Here is a 21,346-nt window from a genome sequence, read left to right on the forward strand (position 1 = left end):
CTTTTTGAATGACAAGACGCCCTTGTCATTCAAATTTTTCGAACAACTCTCTCGAAGTCTTCCTATCTTCTTGATGGTGCCACCAGCCTATACTGAATCTATTAATCGCAGTTTATGAGAGGTGAAATATGTCCGCCAGAGAAATCCGTCAGATCATATCTTCAAAGGCAACATCCGATGGCGATGGCGTGAAAATTCGCCGTGTAGCTGGGTTCAACAATCAAGCATTTTCGCCGTTTTTGATGGTGGATGAATTGCAGTCCGACGACAAAAAAGACTACGTTGGTGGTTTTCCACCGCATCCACACAGAGGCATTGAAACCCTCACCTATATGATCGAAGGGCATTTCCAACATCGAGATCACATGGGTAATGTGGGTGAGCTTAAAAGTGGTGGAGCACAATGGATGGCCGCTGGAAGAGGCGTGATTCACAGTGAAATGCCTATAATGGAAGACGGCAACTTGCATGGCTTTCAAATTTGGATTAATCAGCCCGCGAAAGACAAAATGAAGCCCGCGCAATACTTCGATTTTCAGCCAGAAATGGTGACGGAGTTTGATGCCGAAAATGGAAGCTTGATCCGGTTACTTGCTGGAGATTTGATCGTGAATGGCGAGACCTTACAAGGACCACTCAGCAAAACGGGGGTACCTGCTACGGTAGCAGATTGGCGGGCGCCACAGCACGCTTCAGTCACGTTGGCAACACCGGCTGAATTTAACATGATGATCTATGCCTACAAAGGGGGGATTACTGTCGGTGAACGCCTGATTAAACAAGGTGACATGGCATTGCTGTCGGCTGGAGAATCCGTGGAAATACACTCGGACGGGCAAACAGGATCTTTAATTTTTGCAGGGCAACCTATTGATGAGCCCATTGTTCATTATGGTCCATTTGTGATGAATTCGATGGACGAAATTGAACAAACTATCCGAGATTATCAATCAGGGTTGTTCGATACATACTAACTCGGTACACACGAATTCGGTACGCACTAAGGCATGTGCAGATAAGACGTCAATATGCTCTTGAATATTCTGGCCCTTTACCTATTCTGGTCTCTTGGACATTCTTGCTCAAGAGACTGGTACGTATCGTATGCCCCCTTAGGTTTCAATTCTCAATTCAGTCGCTTTGTCGAAAAACGCCGCTTTACTGATATCTAATATGGCGGAAAATACCCCTCCCATTTCTAATTCCGCTTCCGCTGGACAACGTGCAATGATTTCCATCTCATTAATCCTAGATGTGACCAACACATCGGGGCCTGTTGGTTCTAGCACTTCTGCCCTTAGCGATAACGCCTTTTCGGTATCGGATTCCACAGCCAGTATGTCCTCAGGGCGCACACCCATAATGAGCGTTTCTCCATCGTACTTTCGAAGCCCAATAGGCAATGAGACGTGATTGTCACTGCTTTGCGCACCATTGAGCTTGCACAAAGGGTTATTCGACGAATCCAGTTCTACCGTGATCTCAATAAAGTTCATTGACGGCGACCCCATAAACCCAGCCACAAAGAGGTTGTTAGGTTGCGTATAGATTTCCTTAGGTGTCCCTAACTGCTGTACTTCGCCGTCTTTCATTACCGCAATGCGATCGGCGAGCGTCATGGCCTCAATTTGATCGTGTGTCACATACACGATGGTGGTTTGAAGCTGCTGATGTAAGCGCTTAATTTGCGTACGCATATCAACACGAAGTTTGGCGTCAAGGTTTGATAAGGGTTCATCGAAGAGATAGAGCTTAGGTTTACGTGCGAGTGCGCGCCCCATGGCAACGCGTTGACGCTGCCCGCCCGAGAGATGAGCGGGTTTGCGATCCAACAAATGTTCGATTTGCAGCATATCGGCAACACGTCGAACTTCGGTCTCTATTCGGCTTTTTTCCCACTTTCGAATTTTGAGCCCGAACGCAATGTTATCAAACACCGTCATATTGGGATAAAGCGCATACGACTGGAAAACCATGGCAATATCGCGATCTTTCGGCTCAACCGCACTCACTTCCTGCTCATCAATAAAAATTTCGCCAGAGCTGATGGATTCCAACCCCGCGATCGTATTCATCAAGGTGGATTTTCCGCAACCAGAAGGACCAACCAGAATAAGAAACTCCCCCGATTCTATGGCGATGTTGATCCCTTTAAGCGTTTCCTGCTCGGCGTTGGGGTACGTTTTTCTTATTTGCTGCAATCGAAGTGATGACATCGTGTTTTCCTTTTGCTTCTTTTTATTCGCGGCTTGTTCTATCGGCTACCTAATTTTTGACAGCTTACATCGTTTCTCGAACCCTGATTGGGCATGCGCAACAAACCATTCTGTCACCAGCTCCGGCCGAGTAATTGCCGTCCCAACAGTGCAACTCCATGCCCCTGCTTTTAATGCGTTTTCAACCGAAACAGGAGAGTGATAACGCCCTTCGGCCATCACTCTAACCCCTTGCTCTACCAACCGTTCTACAAGGGCAATATCGGGGTCATGAGGAACCATGTCTGTGGTGTATCCAGACAACGTGGTGCCAATGAGATCACACCCCAATTCCGCTGCGATGACGCCTTCTTCGAAGGTTGAGCAATCTGCCATTACGCACTTACCTTGCGATTGAACTAACGTAACCAAGTCAGCAAACGGAACGGGACGCTCACGCAATGTTGCATCTATCGCAACGATGTCCGCTCCCGCCTTGATCAAACCAAGTACATCTTCTTCCAATGCGGTAATTCTCACTGGATACTGTTTAAAATCGCGTTTAACAATCCCGATAATAGGTACCTCGACATGAGGGCGCACGAACTCAAGACGGCTAACACCTTCGATTCGCAACCCACTCGCCCCACTCAAGATCGCTGTTTCGGCGTAGGCAAGCACAATGTCATTGCGATCCATTGGGCTGTCTTCAACTGGCTGACAAGATACGACCAACCCACCCCGCAGCGCATTAATAACAGGTACTGCTTCTTTGTGATCCTTTTTCATATTGTTATCCTTTCACTGCGCCGCCCATAACGGACTGACCAATTTGCCTGTAAATCAAAAGCCCCAATAGCGTTGGAGGCAAAGTACCCATCACCATAACCGCCGCGGCCACTCCCCATTGAACGCCACCGCCTCCGGCAGCAAAGAAAAAGGAGGCACCCACCGTTAATGGCACGGCATCCTTGGTTGTTAGCATTAAGCCAAACAGAAACTCATTCCATGCCGTAATAAAGCCAAAAATTAACGTGGTCGCCAGTACAGGCTTAGACATAGGAATGGCAACGCTTTTAAGGAAGGTAAACGGACTTGCCCCATCCACCAAGGAGGCTTTATCGAGTTCGGCTGGAATATCATGAACGGCATTGATCGACATCATCAGCGCCAAAGGCAAGTTCACAATCGCCAGTATTAAGCCCAAACCCAACTTGCTGTCGAGCAAGTGCAAAGGTTGGTACATCATATAAAGTGGAATCGCGAAAATAATGAGCGGTACCGCTCTCAGATTAATCACAGCAGGCATAAGAATACGGGTGCCATAGCCTTTTCGAACCATTACGTAGGCGGCTGGAAAGCAAAACAATAACGGCAGTACCGCCCCAATGGTGGCCACCACCACGCTGTTCATTAAATAAGCCATCACATCAAAGCGATCGGAAATGGCAAACACCTGAACGTAGTTTTCCAATGTCCAACTTTCCACCCAAAGGCTGGCATTGCTTGCGATTTCTGCATTTGACTTGAACGATGTCAGCAAGGTCACCAATACGGGGAAATTCATTAGCAACGCGGCGACGATAAAAACAATCCAACGACCTATCATTGCAGCGCTCCTTTCTTCTTCGAAGAGAAGAAGTTCAGTGCAAAAAGCACGGCAAAGGTCACAAACAACAGCAACATCGACGCCGCCACCGCTTTCCCAATGTTGCCTTGCTTAAAGAACGCAAGATAAACATAAATAGAGAGGCTAGTGGTTGACCCACCGGCCCCACTGCCCGTTAGCACATACACATTATCGAACACCCGAAACCCGTCAATAAAGCGAACAAACAACGCAGTAAACAACGCAAGCTTCATAAAGGGCAATTCGATATGCCAAAACAATGTCAGACCATGAGCACCATCCAATGTGGCGGCTTTTCGGACATCCTCAGGAATGGCTTGATACGCCACATGGAACAGAAGAACAGCAAAAGGCGTCCATTGCAGGATTTCAATCGTCATTAACGTGTAAATGGCGTTGTTGGCATCTAAAAATGCTGGGCTGTCGCCAAACCAATCCCACAGGTAAAACGGAACGGGACCAACAAACTCATGCAAAACTAGACGATACATCAAGCCAACTAAAGCAGGCGCCGCCATCATCGGCATCATGAGTACGGCCATTAGCCAAGGGTGCTTTTTCAGCAGCGGGGCTAAATACACAGCAAGAAATAAACCTAAACTGCATTCAATTAAGGCGGTGACAAAGCCAAACTTGAATGAAAAATGGGTTGCCTTCCAAAACAGCGGATCATTAACAACATCAACAAAATTCTTAAAACCTTGTAATTCGGGGGAACGAAGGTTTTCAAATGTGACTCTCGACACGCTGTATACGAGGTCGGCAACCAAAGGAAATCCCAGAAATAAAATCAGGAACAACACCAAAGGCAACGTAAACAGTCGGCTTTGTTTATCGTGATTAGGGGCTTGAAGCATACTATCCACTCTTATTCTTGAAGGCAGTGCAACATGACCTGCCTCCGATTCTTCGCTACTTATCGGTCTTACTTAAGCAGCTCTTTCATGGCTTTTTCGGTATTCTCTAACGCTTGATCTAGGCTTTGTTGACCAGCCCAATACCCCGTAAACTCCCTTGCCTGCACTTCATAAATCGTAAGCGCATTTCCGGATGTACCGCCATTCATGACAAAGCCGTAACTTCCCGCGTATTCACCCAAAGTTTTCAGGTCTGGTCTTTGCGTAGCGATGTCGTTAACAACGTTTTCTTTAAGCGCAGGGTTCCCCCCTGCCAGCGCGTAGGCTTTTGCGGCTTCTGCCGTAGCAAGCCAGTTCAAGAACTTCAGTGCACCAGGCTTGTTGGTGGAGGCTTTGTTCAAACCAAAGCCAAGACCATGAACATGGGTAAATCGCCCATTGGGTCCTTTCGGTGGTGGAGCAATGCCCACTTTGCGTGCAATGGCTGGGTTTTTACTGGCATCGGTTAAATCGCCTGCCGCTGCATTCCATTGGAGCATGGTTGCCGCTTGACCAGCACCGAAGGCGGCATTGGCTTCTGCGTATTCATAAGACAATGAATCTTTCGGAGAGGTACTTGCATCGTAAAGGTCTCGGTATAGCTCAAGCGCACTGCGATACCCTGTAGAGTTCACCACCACTTTCCCATCGGCGTCTAACCAATCGCCGCCGTACGCTTTTGCTGCGGAATGCCAAACCATCATGTTGAACAATAAGTTTTTCATTTGCAAAACCGTACCGTAGCGAACTGGGCTCTTAGCATTCTGCCTTTTGGCAAAAAATAGCGCGGTGACTTTATAGTCGTCCCACGTCCAGTCCTGCGGTGAAACAGGATCCATTTCCTTTCCAAACTCTTCTTTGGCAAGTGCTCGATATTTTTCTTTCCAACTTTCATTCGAAAGCAAGGTGTCAATTAAGTCTGAGCGGTAGTACATAAAGTGAAGCGATAAATCCGTAGGCACACCGAACTGCTTGCCTTCGTATTGCATCGTTGCAAGGACTTTATCGTCGTATGCTTCGTTTTTGGTCAGCGTAATCGGTTCCATATACGGTGAGTAACGACCGAGTGAATAGGTCGCGGTAAGGTTAATATCAAACTCTGTTGTTCCAGCCGCCAGATCGGATTGCAACTTATCCCAGAATCCTTCACGGTTGAAGAATAACGCTTCCACTTTGTCATCTTCACTCACGCCGTTCTGTGCGTTATACATTTCAATGGCTTTTCTTAACGCCGTTTCCTCTGGTCCACCTGGCCATCCCAGCACTGTGACCGTTGCAGCGACCTGGCTGGTCCACATAACAGCCAGAGAAAGTGTGGCGCTTTTCATTACTGATTGACGAATCATGTCCATTCTCCCTTTCGTCCATAACCCTAATTGTAGGTTGCATATCGAGCTCTGCTTAACACATCCCCTCAATACGCCATCTATAGAATTAGATCATATGGTCTATTTTTACAATCCCTTTACAGCTTATTAATGTTTCATAAATGAAACATTAAATAGTATTTTCGCAAAATAATGACTGAATTGGGTTGAGGCATGCACAAATGTTCACTACGATAGCATTATTGGTCTATACCGATTTTCAGGAAAGATGATGACAAAAAGAGCGAAGGTTAAAAAGGAACTCATGAAGTTTATCGCCGACAGTTCCCCAGGGATGCGGCTGCCTTCCGAGCGTGAGCTAAGTAAACGTTTCGATGTAGCAAGGGAGACATTAAGGCGCTGCCTGTTAGAGCTGGAAGCAGAAGGTCGGATTGTGCGAAAGCTCGGCGCTGGAAACTTTGTGGCAGACAGACCCGAAACAAAACAGTTATCACTGCGTTCGTTCTCGGAAGAAATGCGGTCGAAAGGGCTGAAGCCGTCAAGCCGAATCATTTCAGCCGAAACGATGTCTGCAGGTGCAAAAACCAGCCAAATGCTCAATGTTTCGCCTTCAGAACTGGTCTATAAAATCGTGCGAATTCGTTATGCGAATGACCAACCCATGGCAATGGAGACGGTCTTCCTTCCCTGCCAACTTCTCCCTAATTTTGACCCTGAACGCCTTTCATCCGAATCGCTCTATACCATTTTGGAGCGCGACTATCAGTTATCCCTCAATCAAGCGGATCAGTTTATTGAAGCAACCGTCGTAGAACCTAAAGAAGCGGCTCTGTTAAACGTTGCCCCATACAGCGCTGGTTTACTGATAGAACGAAGAATGATGGCAGCCACTCACACACCCATAGAGTTTTGTAAGACACTCTACCGAGCCGATAAATACAAGTTTGAAGTGCAAATACGTCGTCCGGGCTAATGATGAATCGAAATATCCCTGATGTTTTGTACTGATATGTGTCACTTTTGTACTGATATGTGTCACAATGTGATGACAACCCCAGCTAACTCAATCGTATATGAAATACCAAGCGGCAATCTTCGATATGGATGGGCTCCTTCTCGATACGGAGCGTGTCTGTATGTCCATTTTCAAACAGACGTGTGACACATTGAATGTACCGTTTCTGGATGATGTTTATCCTTCTATCATTGGCCGAAATTCAGCGGGTATTGAACAAACGTTGCGGGCTGCCTATGACCCATATATCGAATATGGCAAGTTGCATGGCGAATGGAAAAAACGCTACGACGACATTGTCCTTCATCAAGCCGTTCCCGTAAAAGAAGGGGTTGTTGACCTTTTAGAGTGGTTTCAAAGCCAAGGGGTTAAGTTGGCCGTTGCAACATCGACGGGCAGAGCAGTCGCGCAAATCAAACTGCGTTTGGCGGGATTAGATGCCTACTTCGACAGCGTCACGACAGGCTGTGAAGTGAAAAATGGTAAGCCAGATCCGGAGATTTACCTATTGGCAGCGAACCGTATCGCCGTTGATCCTAGGCACTGTCTCGCATTTGAAGATTCTAACAACGGTGTTCGGTCTGCGGTTGGAGCCAATATGAATACTTTCCAAATTCCGGATCTAGTACAGCCTTGCTCGGAAGTGACGGCTATGGGGCACCACATCATGCCATCATTGAGCGATGTTCTCGCCTATTTAAAAACCTTGAGCAGATAACCTCAGGTCTGTATAAGCGCATCTTTCTCAAGCCAAATCACCTTTTACTTTAATGCTCGGCTATTTGTCTTAAAGGGAAGCCGATGATCCAAGGTAGGCGATATGGGATAAAGCGAGCGCCAAAAATTAGCTATTGACACCATAGTCTTTTGTTAGGTGACTGCCCAAAACCTAATCACTAAAAAAAAGTGGGGAAATAGCCAAAAGAATAGCAAAGCTTGACTTCAAATAGAATACCGTTAGGAATACAAAATGCAGCTTATTATTTTTTGATATCGGTGTATCTAACAATACATATGTTCTAGAGTAATATTTAGCGGAAAATATTCCTAATAAAAATATCAAATAAGCGCTCAGCATTAACAAAACAAAATAATCACTTATACGTATGAGTATTGGTGCTAATAAAGGCATCAAAAAAACAAAACAGACACATATAAACCACAACTTCAGTATGGATGAAGTAATAGCCCATTTAAATTTACTAGCTAATAGTTTGGGTATGTACTCCATGTTATTCCCCTTGGATTTCACGATCATTGCTACTTATTATTTAATCACACCAGCTTGGTACTAAATTCCCATCAAAATCACATGAAACAACAACGATGAATAAATAACCAAATTAGCCATATTGGTGCTTTGTACATTTTTAAGTTTTGTAACCACTACCACCATCACCCAGATTGTTGCGGAAACATAGCCTAAATAATCATCTAGGTTACTGTAATACTGGAACTTATCAAGTAAAGGTAGAAGATTAGAGCCGTGCATTTCTACTGCGTTTTTAAGCGAATCATTCGCAATAGAGCCATAATATTTCGAAAAACTCAGTAGAGTTAGTTGAAGCAGTGTTGCTACTATTAAAAATCTCTTCATACTCTCACTACGTATTGCGCTCGCTTAAACCACAGACAATACAAAAAACAAGCCCCTGCATTACGATTTAAACACAATTATCACTACAAATGCCAAGTGTTTTTGGTCTGCTTGAATTACTTTTTATGGATGGAATTTACGACACCTTCAGTTTTCCAGCAAATTACAGAAGCCGAAGGCCAGAGCCATTTCACAAAATATTGGCAGCTACACGATAAACCCACCACAAGTTGACTTGAAATACCCACCAAGTTTGGAGTTTCTCGATGCCCTACCGCCCCAAAAAAGTAACGGCAAAGCAAATGGCGGCTAGAAAAATTGGTTGGCAAGTTGGCAAAAGTAACCAAACAGCCGATTTGCCTTTCGATGAACCTAAAACGGCATTTCACCAAAAGAACACAACGGACTTTCTGGCAAAGATCATTTCAAAACAGCGAAGGCATTAAATTCAATTAAAGAACATTTCCCATAATTTTACTGGATTTTTCTAGATGCTTCATAACGCCCGATTAAGCTGCTGCCAATGCAATACAAATGCCTCACGTTGGCAGTCCGCTTGAAGCGTTTGTTATGATTCAGGCTCGTCACCACTTGGGCGCAATTGACGTTGAAGGCCAAGCAAGAAATTTCGAAGTACTTGGTCTTTGCACTCTCTGTAGTGCTTATTCTCAGGCTTACGGAAAAAGGCACTGAGTTCGTGCTTACTTAAACGCAAATCTACAAGTTTCAGAATTTCTATAATATCCTCTGCTTTCAAGTTTAAAGCAATGCGTAACTTTTGGAATATAGAATTATTACTTAACTTCTCTTCTGGCTTAGGCTGCTCGCCTTCTCGTTTACCACGTTTAAAATTGATAAAGCCGTTTAAAAATATAGCCAACTCTTTATCGCTAAGTTCAACAAAAGAATCATCGTCTTCTTTTTTCAACCAACCAGTGACTTGTTCATCTGACACTTTAAAGTCTGCTAAAGAGAAAATTACTGTCATTACATTATCTTTTAAATCAAATGTATAACGTATACGGCGTAAAATATCATTATTGATCAAAATAGTTCCTAGTCTTAGGTAAATCCAGTGCTATCAACGTGATTACTGGAAGACTTAGATTTTATCAGATTTCCGGTCTACTCCCTACCAATTGTGCCAATTTGAGAGACTTCATAACGCCGCATTAAGGGGCTCAGACTACAAACGTGACCGCATTACGCCTTAAGCACGAAACATACTGCAAACCGAAAATGCCACGCGTTGTGTGTCGGCTTGAAGCTTGTTATGTTGGTATACTAAGTAACCCGCTCACTACTGTCTAGCATCTTTACTGGTAATTGATTTTCAACTAGAAAATTGTAAAAACGTAGATCTTCAATTAAGTCAGGGGAAGCTAATTCAAAATCCTGATAAGTCTGATTTTTGAAACGAAACCTTACTGTATGTTCAAACCTTTTCGTTTGTGAGTACAAAATTTCGTTAATATCATAAGTGTTTATACTTGTACCTAAAAAAGACAAATCGTTACCATCAAGCAAAACTTCTAGCAACCGTTTCGGTTTGGATACTAAATATTCAGCCACTAAAGACACAGCACAAAAAAACACAATGTACCCTAATTGTGTTAAAAATGGAGCCTTAGACACCTCGACTAAATAGTAAGCAAGCATGCCACAAAATAATACTCTGGTGACAAAACTGTACATAAATTTAAAGCTAACCAACTTATTTTGTTTCAATAAAGTTTTCATAACTCCCTTCTCAGCACAACGCCCAATTAAGTAGCTCAAACACCGTTTCCGTAGGCCACCTTAAACACAAAACTCAACGCAAACTAAAAATGCCACACGTTTTTGGTCTGATTGAATTGTTTGTTAGAGCGATACAAGCAAACAGCCTTTACTTGGCAATGAAGCACTTAGCTTGCATTCAATGAACGACATCTTAGACAAAGTGAGTACCTGCAACCAGACCACAAAGCCCAAAACATGGAATCAGTCGAATATTTAGAAGAATGCACCAAAAGCCATGCTTCCAAATTTGGCGAACCTAATTGATTTTGAAAGCTTACAGCAACTTGGTTTGCCGAGAATTTCCCACCTTAGATATGGATGAGGAATCGAACTCGAAAACACTGAAGCCAGCAATGTTCGAAAACCTGACAACCCTCGAATTTTCAAAGCGCTATAACGCCCGCTTAAGCTGCTGCCAACATGACACAACGGCTACCGGATTGCGCCTTAAACACAATAATTGCTGCAAACCCAAAGTGCCACACGTTGGCAGTCGGCTTGAAGCGTTTGTTAGAACTCTATTTCGATGAGGTTTCAGATTTTGATGTAAAACTCGCCGTAACAAGTAAAAGAATAAACAAAATTGCTAGGATATCGATAGAGACACTTTGTACCGGAAAATTTCCTGCGACCTTCTGAATCATAAAACCCGGAGAAAAATTTGCTATAAATTCGAAAGCCATAGACTGCCCCCAGAACACAGAGAAGTACACGCCCCCAAGACCAGAGTAATTTGCGTAAATACTACCAAGAGCAAAAGCTGGAACCTGAAGTAGCTGATTAATAACCGAAACCCAGATGTACCGTCTTTTTTGGGTCAAAAGTGTATAACCTGCTATAAAATTATTAGCTGCAAAGGGAATTGTTGCTAATAGGGTTAATGTAGATACTGAACTATAAAAGAATTGAATCAGAGCAACCATTGGAATGCATACTGCAGCTAAAAGCTGACAATACGCTAATCTGTACTAATTCAGACCTGATCTGACAGTTACCCACTTTTCGACTCGGTGCCTGTCAGATTATATCTGGGCTAGATTCTTTTCTGCCCAGATTGATTTCCCATCCTCTAATGTCTCTATTGGCGTTCGGCCGCAGCACATTTTTCCTTGATGAGTACGATGATTGTTGTAGTAGTCCATCCATTCGTCCAGATCTTTCTGTAATTCTTCCATTGAGCCATACAGTTTCTTTCTGAACGTCACTTGGTAGAACTCATTCAATATGGTCTTGTGGAAGCGTTCGCAGATACCATTTGTCTGTGGTGACATCGCTTTAGTTTTAGTATGGTCGATGTCATTAATGGCTAAATAGAGCTGGTAATCATGTTGTTCAACACGACCACAGTATTCAGTGCCTCGGTCAGTCAATATTCGCAACATTGGTAGCTCATGAGCCTCGAAGAACGGTAAAACCTTATCATTCAACATATCTGCTGCGGTGATTGGTGTTTTTGTCGTGTAGAGTTTAGCGAAGGCGATTTTGCTGTAGGTATCAACGAACGTCTGCTGGTAGATGCGTCCAACACCTTTAAGGTTGCCAACATAAAACGTGTCTTGAGAGCCGAGATAGCCTGGGTGCGCTGTTTCTATCTCACCACAAGCCTCGTCATCATGCTTCTTGCGCTCAAGGGCTGCAACTTGCTCTTCCGTTAGAATGATACCGTTCTCAGCGACCTGTTTTTCTAACGCAATAAGGCGCTTTTTGAAGTTTTCTAGGTCATTACGAAGCCAGATTGAGCGAACGCCACTTGGAGAAATAAATACACCGAGTTTCAGTAGCTCGTTGCTTGTTCTCACTTGCCCGTGAGCTGGGAAGTCTATGGCATATTTGAGAACAGCTTGCTCAGTTTCGCTATCCACTCGATTCTTCAGGTTGGGTGTTCTTCGACTTTGATTAATTAGAGCATCAATACCGCCAGTTTCGACTAACTCTTGATAACGGTAGAAAGTGTCTCTTGATACACCCATTACCTTACAGGCTTTTGATACATTGCCGAGTTCTTCTGCAAGATTGAGAAGGCCAGCTTTGTGTTTGATGATTGGATTGCTAGTATGAAGCATGAGAGTTACCTCTTATTGTCTTTGATTAGTGATTAAGCACCTTTAATCAAAGTGGGTAACTCTCTTCTTTTCAAATTGAAGTGTCAGATCTAGTCGGAACTAATACAAATTGGGTGTACACTTGCCATAAAATATTCAAGTTTCTATGCTCTGTGACTTGAGCTACTTCTTCGATTGAGTAGCCCTTTTCAAACAATCGACTTGCTCCTTCTCTTCGTATGTCGTGATACCTCAAGTCTTCAATACCCAATTCGTTTCTCACTCTTTGAAACCCTGCGATAACACTTCGCGGGTTGTATGGGAAAATGAATTCTCCTTTGTTTGGTTGCTTTAGTGCGATATCGAATGATTCGCCAAGTAACGGAACAATCATGTGATTGCCCTCTTTCTTCCTTGGGTTTTTTCTGTCTCTAACGAGTATTGTTCTATGCTCTTGGTTAAGGTCTTCCCAACGCAGCTTGCGGGCTTCACCTATTCGCATACAAGTGATAATGCTGAATTCAAGAATATCAGTGAATGGGATTCGAGTTGTGCCGTTTGACCTGAAAGCCTCATGTTGTTCTAATCCTAGCTTTAAGAGTTTTAGTTCTACTGATGTAGGGCGGCGCGTTCGCTTCTGGCTTTTACCGACTAATCCCATATCAATAAGAACAGGTACAACTTCATCAAATATCTGGTGGTTAGAATCTACGTTGAATACAGGTTTCGATTTCTTCATAACAGAGCGTAGGTAAGCAACATCGTGATAGACCGTTGCACCGCCAGATCCTCTACCTTTACGGTTTTTGCAGTGTTGGATTAAGTCGCTAGTTCTTAGCTTGTCGCTTTCAACCTTGGATATATCACAGTCTCGCAGCATACGAATCACATATTGTTTTGTACGACCCGTTCTATCCCATAAATCCCTGTCATTCATGTACATATCCAGTAGTACGTATAACGGTACGGATTTTTGAATATTCGGTGTGGGTGATTCGAGCTCACTAACCCTTTTTAGTGCATAGGTTCTAGCGAATTCTTTTTTCCTGAATGTTTTGGATTCTCTATGTATAATCGCCGAATTCTTTTTAACGATGATGTCTGCTGTAAAGCGCAATTCTCCGCTTTTTAGCTGGCGTTTTTTTATGCTAAATGATGCCATTGTCCTACTCTTTTGATGCGTACTATATGCGTACTGATAAGAGAAATCGGGAGCAATTCTAGCAAACTAGTGTATATATATACAGTATCCAGATTAGTAGTAAACCATGATAAAACCTGAAAACTCTAGCAAATACGCACTTTCTCGCTTTTCCGTTGCACCCATGTTGGACTGGACAGACAGACACTGCCGTTACTTCCACCGCTTAATGTCGGATAACGCACTGCTGTATACCGAGATGGTGACAACGGGGGCGATCATTCATGGCAAGGGGGATTTCTTAGCGTACAGCGAAGAAGAACATCCTGTGGCATTGCAGCTGGGCGGCTCCAACCCTACCGATTTAGCGACGTGCGCCAAGCTGGCTCAAGAGCGTGGTTATGATGAAATCAATCTCAATGTGGGTTGTCCGTCGGATCGTGTTCAAAATGGTCGTTTTGGTGCGTGCTTGATGGCAGAACCCCATTTGGTGGCAGAATGCGTTGCGGCCATGCGTGAAGTGGTTGATGTGCCTGTGACGGTAAAAACGCGTATTGGTATTGATGAGCAAGATTCTTATGCATTCCTCACGGATTTTGTTTCTATCGTTTCAGAGAAGGGGGGCTGTGAACAATTCACCATACACGCTCGTAAAGCGTGGTTGAGTGGGTTAAGCCCAAAAGAAAACCGCGAAATCCCCCCTTTGGATTACCCTCGTGCTTACCAACTTAAAAAAGATTTCTCCCATCTTAATATTGCGGTAAACGGTGGGATTAAAACACTGGAAGAGGCGAAAGAGCACTTACAATATCTCGATGGCGTGATGATCGGGCGTGAAGCTTATCAAAGCCCTTATTTGTTGGCGTTTGTTGATCAAGAGCTGTTTGGTTCTGAAAAACCAGTTAAGAAACGCTCTGATATCGTGCGCGAAATGTACCCTTATATAGAGAAAGAGTTATCGAACGGGGCGTACCTTGGGCATATGACTCGCCATATGCTCGGCTTATTCCAAAGTATGCCGGGTGCTCGACAATGGCGTCGCTATATCAGTGAAAACGCTCATAAGAAAGGAGCGGGGCTAGACGTTGTCGAAACAGCGTTAGCCAAAATTCCTGCCGAATTAGGTGTGTAAAAATCACCACCTGTTAGCTAAATTAACCATGCATAAAATGTTAAGCCTTGAACTTCCGTTTAGGGCTTTTTTTATGCGTTTGTTATAAAAGGAAAAATGAATATTTTTTGAAAGTTGGTCTGTTTCCTGCAATAGCTTACCAATATAGCTGAACGTAAAATACAAAAAGGGGTAAACAATGATTGAACTGCTATTTGTGTTGGTATTTCTGGGTGTGTTGTTTTTTACTGGCGTCACCCTTGTGTCGATTTTTGCAGCGGGTGCAGTCGCGTTCGCCGTCATGTTGGTGTTCGGAATGATGGGCATGGTGTTTAAGTTATTGCCTTGGTTGATTGTATTGGCAATCGCTTGGTGGTTCTTCCGTAACAAAGTCTACTGCCCGCGTTAAAATTGAGTCAGCCCTGCACAAGATGCCTTTTCGTGCAGGGCAACTATGATAATATTCCCTATCTGTGTTTATAACTGACTGGTGGGGCTTCTTTCCATGAAAAATCGCGTTTGTGCGGCTTTGTTCTCTTCTTTATTAATGTGTACGTTTTCTTCTTATGCAGAAACCGACTTGTCTGTGACAGTATCGGGTGATGCGTGGTCGGTAAAAACGGCGTACAAGCATGGTACCGAAACGATGTTAAATAGTGAGAGAGAAACTCAGTTCACAGGCTCGCTAGCGCTGGAACACGATATCGCCTATACGCCAAATGTTAGAATTCGCTTTAGCCCTGTAGAGATGAGTTATATTGAGTTTAATAAAACCGATTTCACTTTCTACTATGATCTGATCGATCATGAGCTCTTGCATTTTGATGCGGGGATTACACTCTCCCAATATTCGAACGGTGTTTATTCTAACCCTGCGGATCCGACACAAGATTTCAATAAACTCCTATTTAGTTGGTATGCGAATGCCGTGATTACTGTCCCCGAAACGAACGTCGATTTGATTGGTGAATTTGATTTTGGTAACAGTGATGGTGATAAAACAGCGGATGTAACAGCGGGCATGCGTTATCGCTTTGATTTAGAGAAACTCGATGTGGCTGTACGTGCTGGGTATCGCGTGATGGATTACCGCTTTAAGATGTTTTCTGGTCCAAGTGATATGTATCTCACACACGGTGTATTTGTTGGAGTAGAGGCGAGCTTTTAAGTACGTTTCATTCTAGTCGCTCGATTTTAAAAGCATATCAAGCTGCGCTGTTATGCTTTTTTGTTATTTCATGTAACAATTAATTTGCAAAGTGGTCAATTTGCGTCATTCTTATAAACATGCTTGTGAGCACGGAGCGGACCCATGACGATTTCTGAATTGCGCAGCCTGTATCAAGATAATCAACTCATCGAGGCAATCATCGAACCTTCTATTCAAGAAGGCACTTGGATTGTCGAGTTTCGCCACACTCGAGGCGGGTTTATTCTTCTTACCGATTCCCACGGTGAAGAGTGTCATTACATAGACTTAGACAAGGCATCCCAATCGGCTTTGGCGGTTGGTTTTCGTCAAGTTCGCATTGAAGAGCACTGATTCTCATTGCTTACCTCCTTTCTTACTTCCAAAAAGTTATAAAACATGCTCATCTATTCTTTTTTATTATTAAGGGGAGTGGTTAATCTATCGTCACGCAATGAATAGGGATGTCGTGACATGTTACTTAAGGAACTTTCCGCCCTCGCAAGCCCACTTAACGATCAGCAAATAGGTCAATTACAGCAAACTATTTCTGAATTGTCTCCACAGCAACTAGCGTGGGTGAGTGGTTATTTTTGGGGTATAAGTCAAAATCAATCAGTTGGTGCCGCCGCGCCTATTAATCGGGCTGCCGCAGTCGTAGCCGCAAAACCCGCCGGCAAATTGAGCATCATCTTCGCTTCACAAACGGGTAACGCGAAAGGCGTTGCAGAAGCGCTTAAAGAAGAAGCGCAAGCAGAAGGAATTGCAGTAGAGTTATTTGACGCGAGTGATTACAAAGGTAAGAACTTGGCGAAAGAAACCCACGTTATCGTGGTGGCCTCTACGAATGGTGAAGGTGAAGCACCGGATAACGCGATGGAGCTCCATGAGTTCCTACAATCTAAGAAAGCACCGAAATTGCCTAATTTGCAATATGCGGTGATTGGTTTGGGCGATTCGAGCTACGAGTTTTTCTGTCAGACAGCAAAAGACTTTGATGAGTATTTATCTAAGTTGGGTGCGACTTCATTTATTGATCGCCTTGATTGTGATGTTGACTATGAAGCTCCAGCAGCGGCATGGCGTAAAGCGGCGCTTGAAAAAGCCAAAGACATGCTTTCTGTTGGAAATGAAGCCGAAGTCGTTCAGCTCCATGCTGGCAATCAGCTTGCTACAGCCCACAGCCAATACACGAAGCAAAAACCGTATACCGCAACACTTCTAACGAGTCAGAAGATCACCGGTCGTGATTCTGGTAAAGATGTTCGTCATATTGAAATTGACTTAGGTGAATCGGGTATTACCTATCAGCCAGGTGATGCACTTGGTGTTTGGTATGAAAACAGTGCGGAGTTGGTCGATGCTATTTTGGCGAAGGTCGGTCTTTCGGGCATTGAAACGGTAGAAGTCGATGGCGAAAGTCTTTCGATTCGCACCGCGTTGATCCGCAAATACGAAGTGACCACTTCTAACCCTCAGCTCGTGACTAAGTTTGCAGAACTTTCTGGCAGTAAAAAGCTTGAAAAACTGGTGGCCGATAAAGACAAGTTACGCGAATACGCGGGGAACACTCAGGTTCTTGATGTGCTTGGAGAGAAGAAAATCAAGCTATCTGCGGAAGAGCTGGTCGGAATACTGCGCCGTTTAACACCTCGCCTCTATTCAATTGCATCTGCGCAAAGTGAAGTGGATGAAGAAGTTCACTTAACCGTGGGTGTGGTGGAGTACGAGGTAGGTGACGAGACTCGTTATGGTGGTGCGTCGAGCTTCTTGTCTCATCGCTTGGAAGAAGGCGGTGACGTAAAAGTCTTTGTTGAAAACAATAACAACTTCAAATTACCACAAGATGATAATACACCTGTGATCATGATTGGTCCGGGGACGGGTATTGCGCCTTTCCGTAGCTTTATTCAAGAACGTGATAACCGCGATGCTGAAGGTAAAAACTGGTTACTGTTTGGCGATCGCACGTTTACTCAAGATTTCTTGTATCAAGTGGAATGGCAGAAATATTTGAAATCTGGGTTGCTGACTCAACTGGATGTTGCATTTAGCCGCGACCAGCAAGAAAAAGTATATGTCCAGCATCGTATTCTTGAGCACGCCGAACAAGTTTGGCAGTGGATTCAAGATGGCGCTTATATATATGTGTGTGGTGACGCCACTCGCATGGCGAAAGATGTGAATGATGCCTTGGTGGCTGTTGCAAAAGAGCATGGTGGTTTAAGCCAAGAGAAAGCAGAAGAATTCATTAACGATCTGCGTAAAGCAAAACGTTACCAGAGGGACGTGTACTAATGAGTGATAAGCAAGAAGTATTAGGCGAAGTGCTCGGTCCACTGTCCGACAATGAACGTCTAAAAAGAGAAAGTAATTTTCTACGTGGTACGATTGAACAAGATCTGCAAGATCGTATCACGGGTGGCTTTACTGCCGATAACTTCCAGTTGATCCGTTTCCACGGTATGTATCAACAGGATGACCGTGATATTCGTGCCGAACGCGCTAAACAAAAGCTTGAGCCACTGCATAACGTCATGTTACGTGCTCGGATGCCTGGTGGCATCATTAAGCCAGAGCAATGGTTAGCGATAGACAAGTTTGCTGATGAACATACGTCATATGGAAGTATCCGTCTCACCACGCGTCAGACATTCCAGTTTCATGGCGTACTAAAGCCAAACATTAAGCTGATGCACCAAACCCTGAATAGCATCGGCATCGATTCCATCGCAACAGCGGGTGATGTTAACCGTAACGTTCTCTGTACCACTAACCCAATTGAATCGGAACTTCACCAAGAAGCTTACGAGTGGGCAGCGAAAATCAGTGAACATCTGTTACCTAAGACACGCGCTTACGCGGAAATCTGGTTGGATGGTGAAAAAGTTGAAACCACAGAGGAGCCTATTCTAGGTAGCAACTATTTACCGCGTAAGTTTAAAACCACTGTTGTGATTCCGCCTCAAAATGACGTAGACGTGCATGCTAACGACTTGAATTTCGTTGCTATTGCTGAAGAAGGGAAGTTGGTTGGCTTTAACGTCTTAGTGGGTGGGGGGCTTGCGATGACGCATGGCGATACTTCTACTTACGCACGTCGTGCGGATGACTTCGGCTTTATCCCTCTAGATAAAACACTCGATGTCGCTGCTGCGGTTGTCACCACTCAACGTGACTGGGGTAACCGTTCAAATCGTAAAAATGCGAAAACCAAATACACGCTGGATCGCGTAGGTATCGATGTGTTCCGCGCAGAAGTTGAAAAACGAGCGGATGTTAAGTTTGAAGCCAGTCGCCCTTATGAGTTTACAGAGCGTGGCGATCGCATTGGTTGGGTTGAGGGAATCGATGGTAAGCATCACTTAGCTCTGTTCATCGAGAACGGTCGTTTACTGGATTTCCCAGGTAAGCCACTGAAGACTGGCGTTGCAGAAATCGCGAAGATCCACAAAGGCGATTTCCGAATGACGGCTAACCAAAACTTAATCGTTGCGGGTGTAGCAAAAAGTCAGAAAGCGAAAATCGAAAAGATCGCGCGCGAACATGGTTTGATGGACGACAGCGTGAGCGAGCAGCGTAAAAACTCGATGGCGTGTGTGGCATTTCCCACTTGTCCGCTTGCTATGGCAGAAGCGGAGCGTTTCTTACCAGGGTTTGTTACCGACGTTGAAGGTATCCTTGAAAAGCATGGGTTACCAGAAGATGAAAACATCATCCTGCGCATAACAGGCTGTCCTAATGGGTGTGGTCGCGCAATGTTGGCTGAAATTGGTTTAGTCGGAAAAGCACCTGGTCGATATAACTTACACTTAGGAGGGAACCGTGCAGGGACTCGCATTCCTAAAATGTATAAAGAGAACATCACAGACGCTCAAATCCTAGAAGAAATCGATCACTTGGTTGCACGCTGGGCAAATGAGCGCAACGAAGGCGAATGTTTCGGCGACTTCACAATTCGTGCTGGCATCATTGAAGAGGTCTTCATCTCTAAGAGGGATTTGCATGCCTGATACTACAGCAACAAAGAAGCCGCAGCTTTCTGAATTACTGTCAATGACTAAGGCGGAGCAGTCGCTGCGCCTTGCTGAATTGAATGGTTACTTGGAAACACTCACGGCACAAGAAAGGGTCGCGTGGGCTATCGAAAACTTAGAAGACACCCACGCGGTGTCATCCAGTTTTGGTATTCAGGCCGCAGTGATGCTGCATTTAGTCTCCCAAATTAAGGCGGATATTCCTGTCATACTGACGGATACAGGCTACTTGTTTCCTGAAACGTACCGTTTCATTGATGAGTTAACTGAAAAACTCAATTTGAATCTTAAGATCTTCAGCGCGGCAACTAGCCCGAATTGGCAAGAAGCACGTTATGGGAAATTGTGGGATCAGGGCGTAGAAGGCATAGAAAAATATAACAAGCTAAATAAAGTCGAACCCATGCGTCGCGCATTGGATGAACTTCAGGTAGGCACTTGGTTCTCAGGTCTTCGTCGTGAGCAATCGAGCTCTCGAGCGAACTTACCCATCCTAGCCATTCAAAACGGCGTATTTAAGTTTCTACCAGTTATCGATTGGACAAATAAAGATGTCCACTACTATTTAAAGGAAAACAACCTTCCTTATCACCCACTTTGGGATGAAGGGTACTTGTCTGTAGGTGATACCCATACCACTCGTAAGTGGGAGCCTGGCATGAGCGAAGAAGAAACCCGTTTCTTTGGATTGAAACGCGAGTGCGGGCTTCATGAAGAAGAAAACGAAAGTGATGGCTCCGGCATCTGAGTGACAACTTAGTACTTGTAACTAGAAAGCTGCTTATGCAGCTTTTCTTTTTATGGGGGACTGGGTTGATTGTTTTTTGCACTGAATTGTATAAAACTGTGGATAAGTTGTGCTTATTCTGGGGTAAAACATGAATAAATTAGCGCTTTGGATAAAATTCAAAGAAAAGAGTGGTTTTTTCATTATTTTCAAATAAAAGGCTTGCCATAAAGATTAGTGTCTCTATAATGCCGCCTCACTGACACGGCAGACGCCACAAGGCTTCAGCAGTGCTAGAGAGAGGAAAAGTTCTGAGAAAATAAATTTGAAAAAGTGTTTGACTCTTCAAATTATCTCGCTAGAATTCACCTCCGCTTTGAGAAGAAAGCTTCTCGAAAAGCAACGCTCTTTAACAATATAGACCTATCAATCTGTGTGGGCACTCGTTGATGATAATCCAAAATGTTTCTTAGGAAACACTTTAGGTTTCAATGAACTGAGTGACCAACCAAGACTTCTTCTGGAAACATAAGAAGACTTAGCACAGTCAATTCAACATTTACTTGTAAATGTAATCAGTATTCATTGAGCCGAACAAAATCTTAAATTGAAGAGTTTGATCATGGCTCAGATTGAACGCTGGCGGCAGGCCTAAC

The 21,346-nt window shown here is 44.2% G+C and carries 21 protein-coding genes; 11 read left to right on the top strand and 10 right to left on the bottom strand.

The window, feature by feature from the left end; all coding sequences use genetic code 11:
• The first annotated feature begins 128 nt into the window (after positions 1–128).
• Positions 129–974: a pirin family protein gene (locus HC752_RS11915; protein ID WP_190335341.1), complete on the top strand. Its 846-nt coding sequence runs from the start codon at positions 129–131 to the stop codon at positions 972–974.
• Between the two features lie 138 nt (positions 975–1,112).
• Here the strand turns inward: HC752_RS11915 and HC752_RS11920 are convergent, their stop codons facing one another.
• From HC752_RS11920 to HC752_RS11940, 5 genes are all read right to left on the bottom strand, one after another.
• On the bottom strand, positions 1,113–2,216 hold the full coding sequence (locus HC752_RS11920) for an ABC transporter ATP-binding protein (protein WP_190335342.1): 1,104 nt from the start codon (positions 2,214–2,216) through the stop codon (positions 1,113–1,115).
• 45 nt (positions 2,217–2,261) lie between these two features.
• Positions 2,262–2,984: an N-acetylmannosamine-6-phosphate 2-epimerase gene (locus HC752_RS11925; protein WP_190335343.1), complete on the bottom strand. Its 723-nt coding sequence runs from the start codon at positions 2,982–2,984 to the stop codon at positions 2,262–2,264.
• A gap of 4 nt (positions 2,985–2,988) precedes the next feature.
• Positions 2,989–3,804: a carbohydrate ABC transporter permease gene (locus HC752_RS11930; RefSeq protein ID WP_190335344.1), complete on the bottom strand. Its 816-nt coding sequence runs from the start codon at positions 3,802–3,804 to the stop codon at positions 2,989–2,991.
• Positions 3,801–4,682, bottom strand: a complete 882-nt coding sequence (locus HC752_RS11935; RefSeq protein ID WP_190335345.1) for a carbohydrate ABC transporter permease — start codon at positions 4,680–4,682, stop codon at positions 3,801–3,803. Before HC752_RS11935 ends, HC752_RS11930 begins: the two co-directional genes overlap by 4 nt.
• 68 nt (positions 4,683–4,750) lie before the next feature.
• The gene (locus HC752_RS11940) at positions 4,751–6,067 is read right to left on the bottom strand and encodes an extracellular solute-binding protein (protein ID WP_190335346.1); all 1,317 of its coding nucleotides are present in this window, start codon (positions 6,065–6,067) and stop codon (positions 4,751–4,753) included.
• Positions 6,068–6,353: 286 nt separating this feature from the next.
• Between HC752_RS11940 and HC752_RS11945 the strand changes: the two genes are divergently transcribed.
• The 3 genes from HC752_RS11945 to HC752_RS11955 all read left to right on the top strand — a co-directional run bounded on the left by HC752_RS11945 (position 6,354) and on the right by HC752_RS11955 (position 9,107).
• Positions 6,354–7,022 carry a GntR family transcriptional regulator gene (locus HC752_RS11945; protein WP_190335347.1) on the top strand — a complete coding sequence of 223 codons (669 nt, stop codon included), beginning with the start codon at positions 6,354–6,356 and terminating at the stop codon, positions 7,020–7,022.
• Between the two features lie 100 nt (positions 7,023–7,122).
• Entirely contained in the window at positions 7,123–7,782 is a 660-nt protein-coding gene (locus tag HC752_RS11950) for an HAD family hydrolase (RefSeq protein WP_190335348.1), read from the top strand.
• A gap of 1,145 nt (positions 7,783–8,927) precedes the next feature.
• The gene (locus HC752_RS11955) at positions 8,928–9,107 is read left to right on the top strand and encodes a hypothetical protein (RefSeq protein ID WP_190335349.1); all 180 of its coding nucleotides are present in this window, start codon (positions 8,928–8,930) and stop codon (positions 9,105–9,107) included.
• A 122-nt stretch (positions 9,108–9,229) separates the two neighbouring features.
• On the opposite strand, the gene HC752_RS11960 is transcribed toward HC752_RS11955, so the two are convergent.
• From HC752_RS11960 to HC752_RS11980, 5 genes are all read right to left on the bottom strand, one after another.
• Positions 9,230–9,709, bottom strand: a complete 480-nt coding sequence (locus tag HC752_RS11960; protein ID WP_190335350.1) for a DUF1456 family protein — start codon at positions 9,707–9,709, stop codon at positions 9,230–9,232.
• A gap of 236 nt (positions 9,710–9,945) precedes the next feature.
• Complete coding sequence (locus tag HC752_RS11965) at positions 9,946–10,440, bottom strand: hypothetical protein (RefSeq protein ID WP_238930504.1); 495 nt, start codon at positions 10,438–10,440, stop codon at positions 9,946–9,948.
• Between the two features lie 521 nt (positions 10,441–10,961).
• Entirely contained in the window at positions 10,962–11,366 is a 405-nt protein-coding gene (locus HC752_RS11970; protein WP_190335351.1) for a hypothetical protein, read from the bottom strand.
• Between the two features lie 99 nt (positions 11,367–11,465).
• The gene (locus HC752_RS11975) at positions 11,466–12,506 is read right to left on the bottom strand and encodes an IS481 family transposase (protein ID WP_190335352.1); all 1,041 of its coding nucleotides are present in this window, start codon (positions 12,504–12,506) and stop codon (positions 11,466–11,468) included.
• A 70-nt stretch (positions 12,507–12,576) separates the two neighbouring features.
• Positions 12,577–13,647 (bottom strand): tyrosine-type recombinase/integrase, encoded by a 1,071-nt coding sequence (locus HC752_RS11980; protein WP_190335353.1) that lies wholly within the window; start codon positions 13,645–13,647, stop codon positions 12,577–12,579.
• Between the two features lie 106 nt (positions 13,648–13,753).
• On the opposite strand from HC752_RS11980, the gene dusA reads away from it, so the two are divergent.
• From dusA to HC752_RS12015, 7 genes are all read left to right on the top strand, one after another.
• Positions 13,754–14,758, top strand: coding sequence for a tRNA dihydrouridine(20/20a) synthase DusA (gene dusA / locus HC752_RS11985; RefSeq protein WP_190335354.1), 1,005 nt, complete (start codon positions 13,754–13,756; stop codon positions 14,756–14,758).
• A gap of 178 nt (positions 14,759–14,936) precedes the next feature.
• A complete protein-coding gene (gene pspG / locus HC752_RS11990; protein ID WP_101114652.1) occupies positions 14,937–15,146 on the top strand; it encodes an envelope stress response protein PspG in 210 nt (69 codons plus the stop codon).
• Between the two features lie 96 nt (positions 15,147–15,242).
• Entirely contained in the window at positions 15,243–15,905 is a 663-nt protein-coding gene (locus HC752_RS11995) for a TIGR04219 family outer membrane beta-barrel protein (protein WP_190335355.1), read from the top strand.
• Between the two features lie 144 nt (positions 15,906–16,049).
• Positions 16,050–16,280: a hypothetical protein gene (locus tag HC752_RS12000; RefSeq protein WP_190335356.1), complete on the top strand. Its 231-nt coding sequence runs from the start codon at positions 16,050–16,052 to the stop codon at positions 16,278–16,280.
• Positions 16,281–16,400: 120 nt separating this feature from the next.
• The gene (locus HC752_RS12005; protein ID WP_190335357.1) at positions 16,401–18,224 is read left to right on the top strand and encodes an assimilatory sulfite reductase (NADPH) flavoprotein subunit; all 1,824 of its coding nucleotides are present in this window, start codon (positions 16,401–16,403) and stop codon (positions 18,222–18,224) included.
• On the top strand, positions 18,224–19,939 hold the full coding sequence (gene cysI, locus HC752_RS12010; protein ID WP_190335358.1) for an assimilatory sulfite reductase (NADPH) hemoprotein subunit: 1,716 nt from the start codon (positions 18,224–18,226) through the stop codon (positions 19,937–19,939). The genes HC752_RS12005 and cysI overlap by 1 nt, the downstream gene beginning before the upstream one ends.
• Positions 19,932–20,711 carry a phosphoadenylyl-sulfate reductase gene (locus HC752_RS12015; RefSeq protein ID WP_190335359.1) on the top strand — a complete coding sequence of 260 codons (780 nt, stop codon included), beginning with the start codon at positions 19,932–19,934 and terminating at the stop codon, positions 20,709–20,711. The genes cysI and HC752_RS12015 overlap by 8 nt, the downstream gene beginning before the upstream one ends.
• The last annotated feature ends 635 nt before the right edge of the window (positions 20,712–21,346 follow it).

This window comes from Vibrio sp. S9_S30, from assembly GCF_014694455.1.
In the GTDB taxonomy this organism is placed as follows: Bacteria; Pseudomonadota; Gammaproteobacteria; order Enterobacterales; family Vibrionaceae; genus Vibrio.

Bases quoted from the DNA above. Each gene is read 5' to 3' on its own strand.
- HC752_RS12000 (WP_190335356.1), top strand. From the start codon at position 16,050: ATGACGATTTCTGAATTGCGCAGCCTGTATCAAGATAATCAACTCATC.
- HC752_RS11995 (WP_190335355.1), top strand. From the start codon at position 15,243: ATGAAAAATCGCGTTTGTGCGGCTTTGTTCTCTTCTTTATTAATGTGT.
- HC752_RS11925 (WP_190335343.1), bottom strand. From the start codon at position 2,984: ATGAAAAAGGATCACAAAGAAGCAGTACCTGTTATTAATGCGCTGCGG.
- HC752_RS11920 (WP_190335342.1), bottom strand. From the start codon at position 2,216: ATGTCATCACTTCGATTGCAGCAAATAAGAAAAACGTACCCCAACGCC.
- dusA (WP_190335354.1), top strand. From the start codon at position 13,754: ATGATAAAACCTGAAAACTCTAGCAAATACGCACTTTCTCGCTTTTCC.
- HC752_RS11970 (WP_190335351.1), bottom strand. From the start codon at position 11,366: ATGGTTGCTCTGATTCAATTCTTTTATAGTTCAGTATCTACATTAACC.
- HC752_RS11980 (WP_190335353.1), bottom strand. From the start codon at position 13,647: ATGGCATCATTTAGCATAAAAAAACGCCAGCTAAAAAGCGGAGAATTG.
- HC752_RS11975 (WP_190335352.1), bottom strand. From the start codon at position 12,506: ATGCTTCATACTAGCAATCCAATCATCAAACACAAAGCTGGCCTTCTC.
- HC752_RS11935 (WP_190335345.1), bottom strand. From the start codon at position 4,682: ATGCTTCAAGCCCCTAATCACGATAAACAAAGCCGACTGTTTACGTTG.
- HC752_RS12005 (WP_190335357.1), top strand. From the start codon at position 16,401: ATGTTACTTAAGGAACTTTCCGCCCTCGCAAGCCCACTTAACGATCAG.
- pspG (WP_101114652.1), top strand. From the start codon at position 14,937: ATGATTGAACTGCTATTTGTGTTGGTATTTCTGGGTGTGTTGTTTTTT.
- HC752_RS11945 (WP_190335347.1), top strand. From the start codon at position 6,354: ATGAAGTTTATCGCCGACAGTTCCCCAGGGATGCGGCTGCCTTCCGAG.
- HC752_RS11915 (WP_190335341.1), top strand. From the start codon at position 129: ATGTCCGCCAGAGAAATCCGTCAGATCATATCTTCAAAGGCAACATCC.
- HC752_RS11955 (WP_190335349.1), top strand. From the start codon at position 8,928: ATGCCCTACCGCCCCAAAAAAGTAACGGCAAAGCAAATGGCGGCTAGA.
- HC752_RS11930 (WP_190335344.1), bottom strand. From the start codon at position 3,804: ATGATAGGTCGTTGGATTGTTTTTATCGTCGCCGCGTTGCTAATGAAT.
- HC752_RS11950 (WP_190335348.1), top strand. From the start codon at position 7,123: ATGAAATACCAAGCGGCAATCTTCGATATGGATGGGCTCCTTCTCGAT.
- HC752_RS11940 (WP_190335346.1), bottom strand. From the start codon at position 6,067: ATGATTCGTCAATCAGTAATGAAAAGCGCCACACTTTCTCTGGCTGTT.
- cysI (WP_190335358.1), top strand. From the start codon at position 18,224: ATGAGTGATAAGCAAGAAGTATTAGGCGAAGTGCTCGGTCCACTGTCC.
- HC752_RS12015 (WP_190335359.1), top strand. From the start codon at position 19,932: ATGCCTGATACTACAGCAACAAAGAAGCCGCAGCTTTCTGAATTACTG.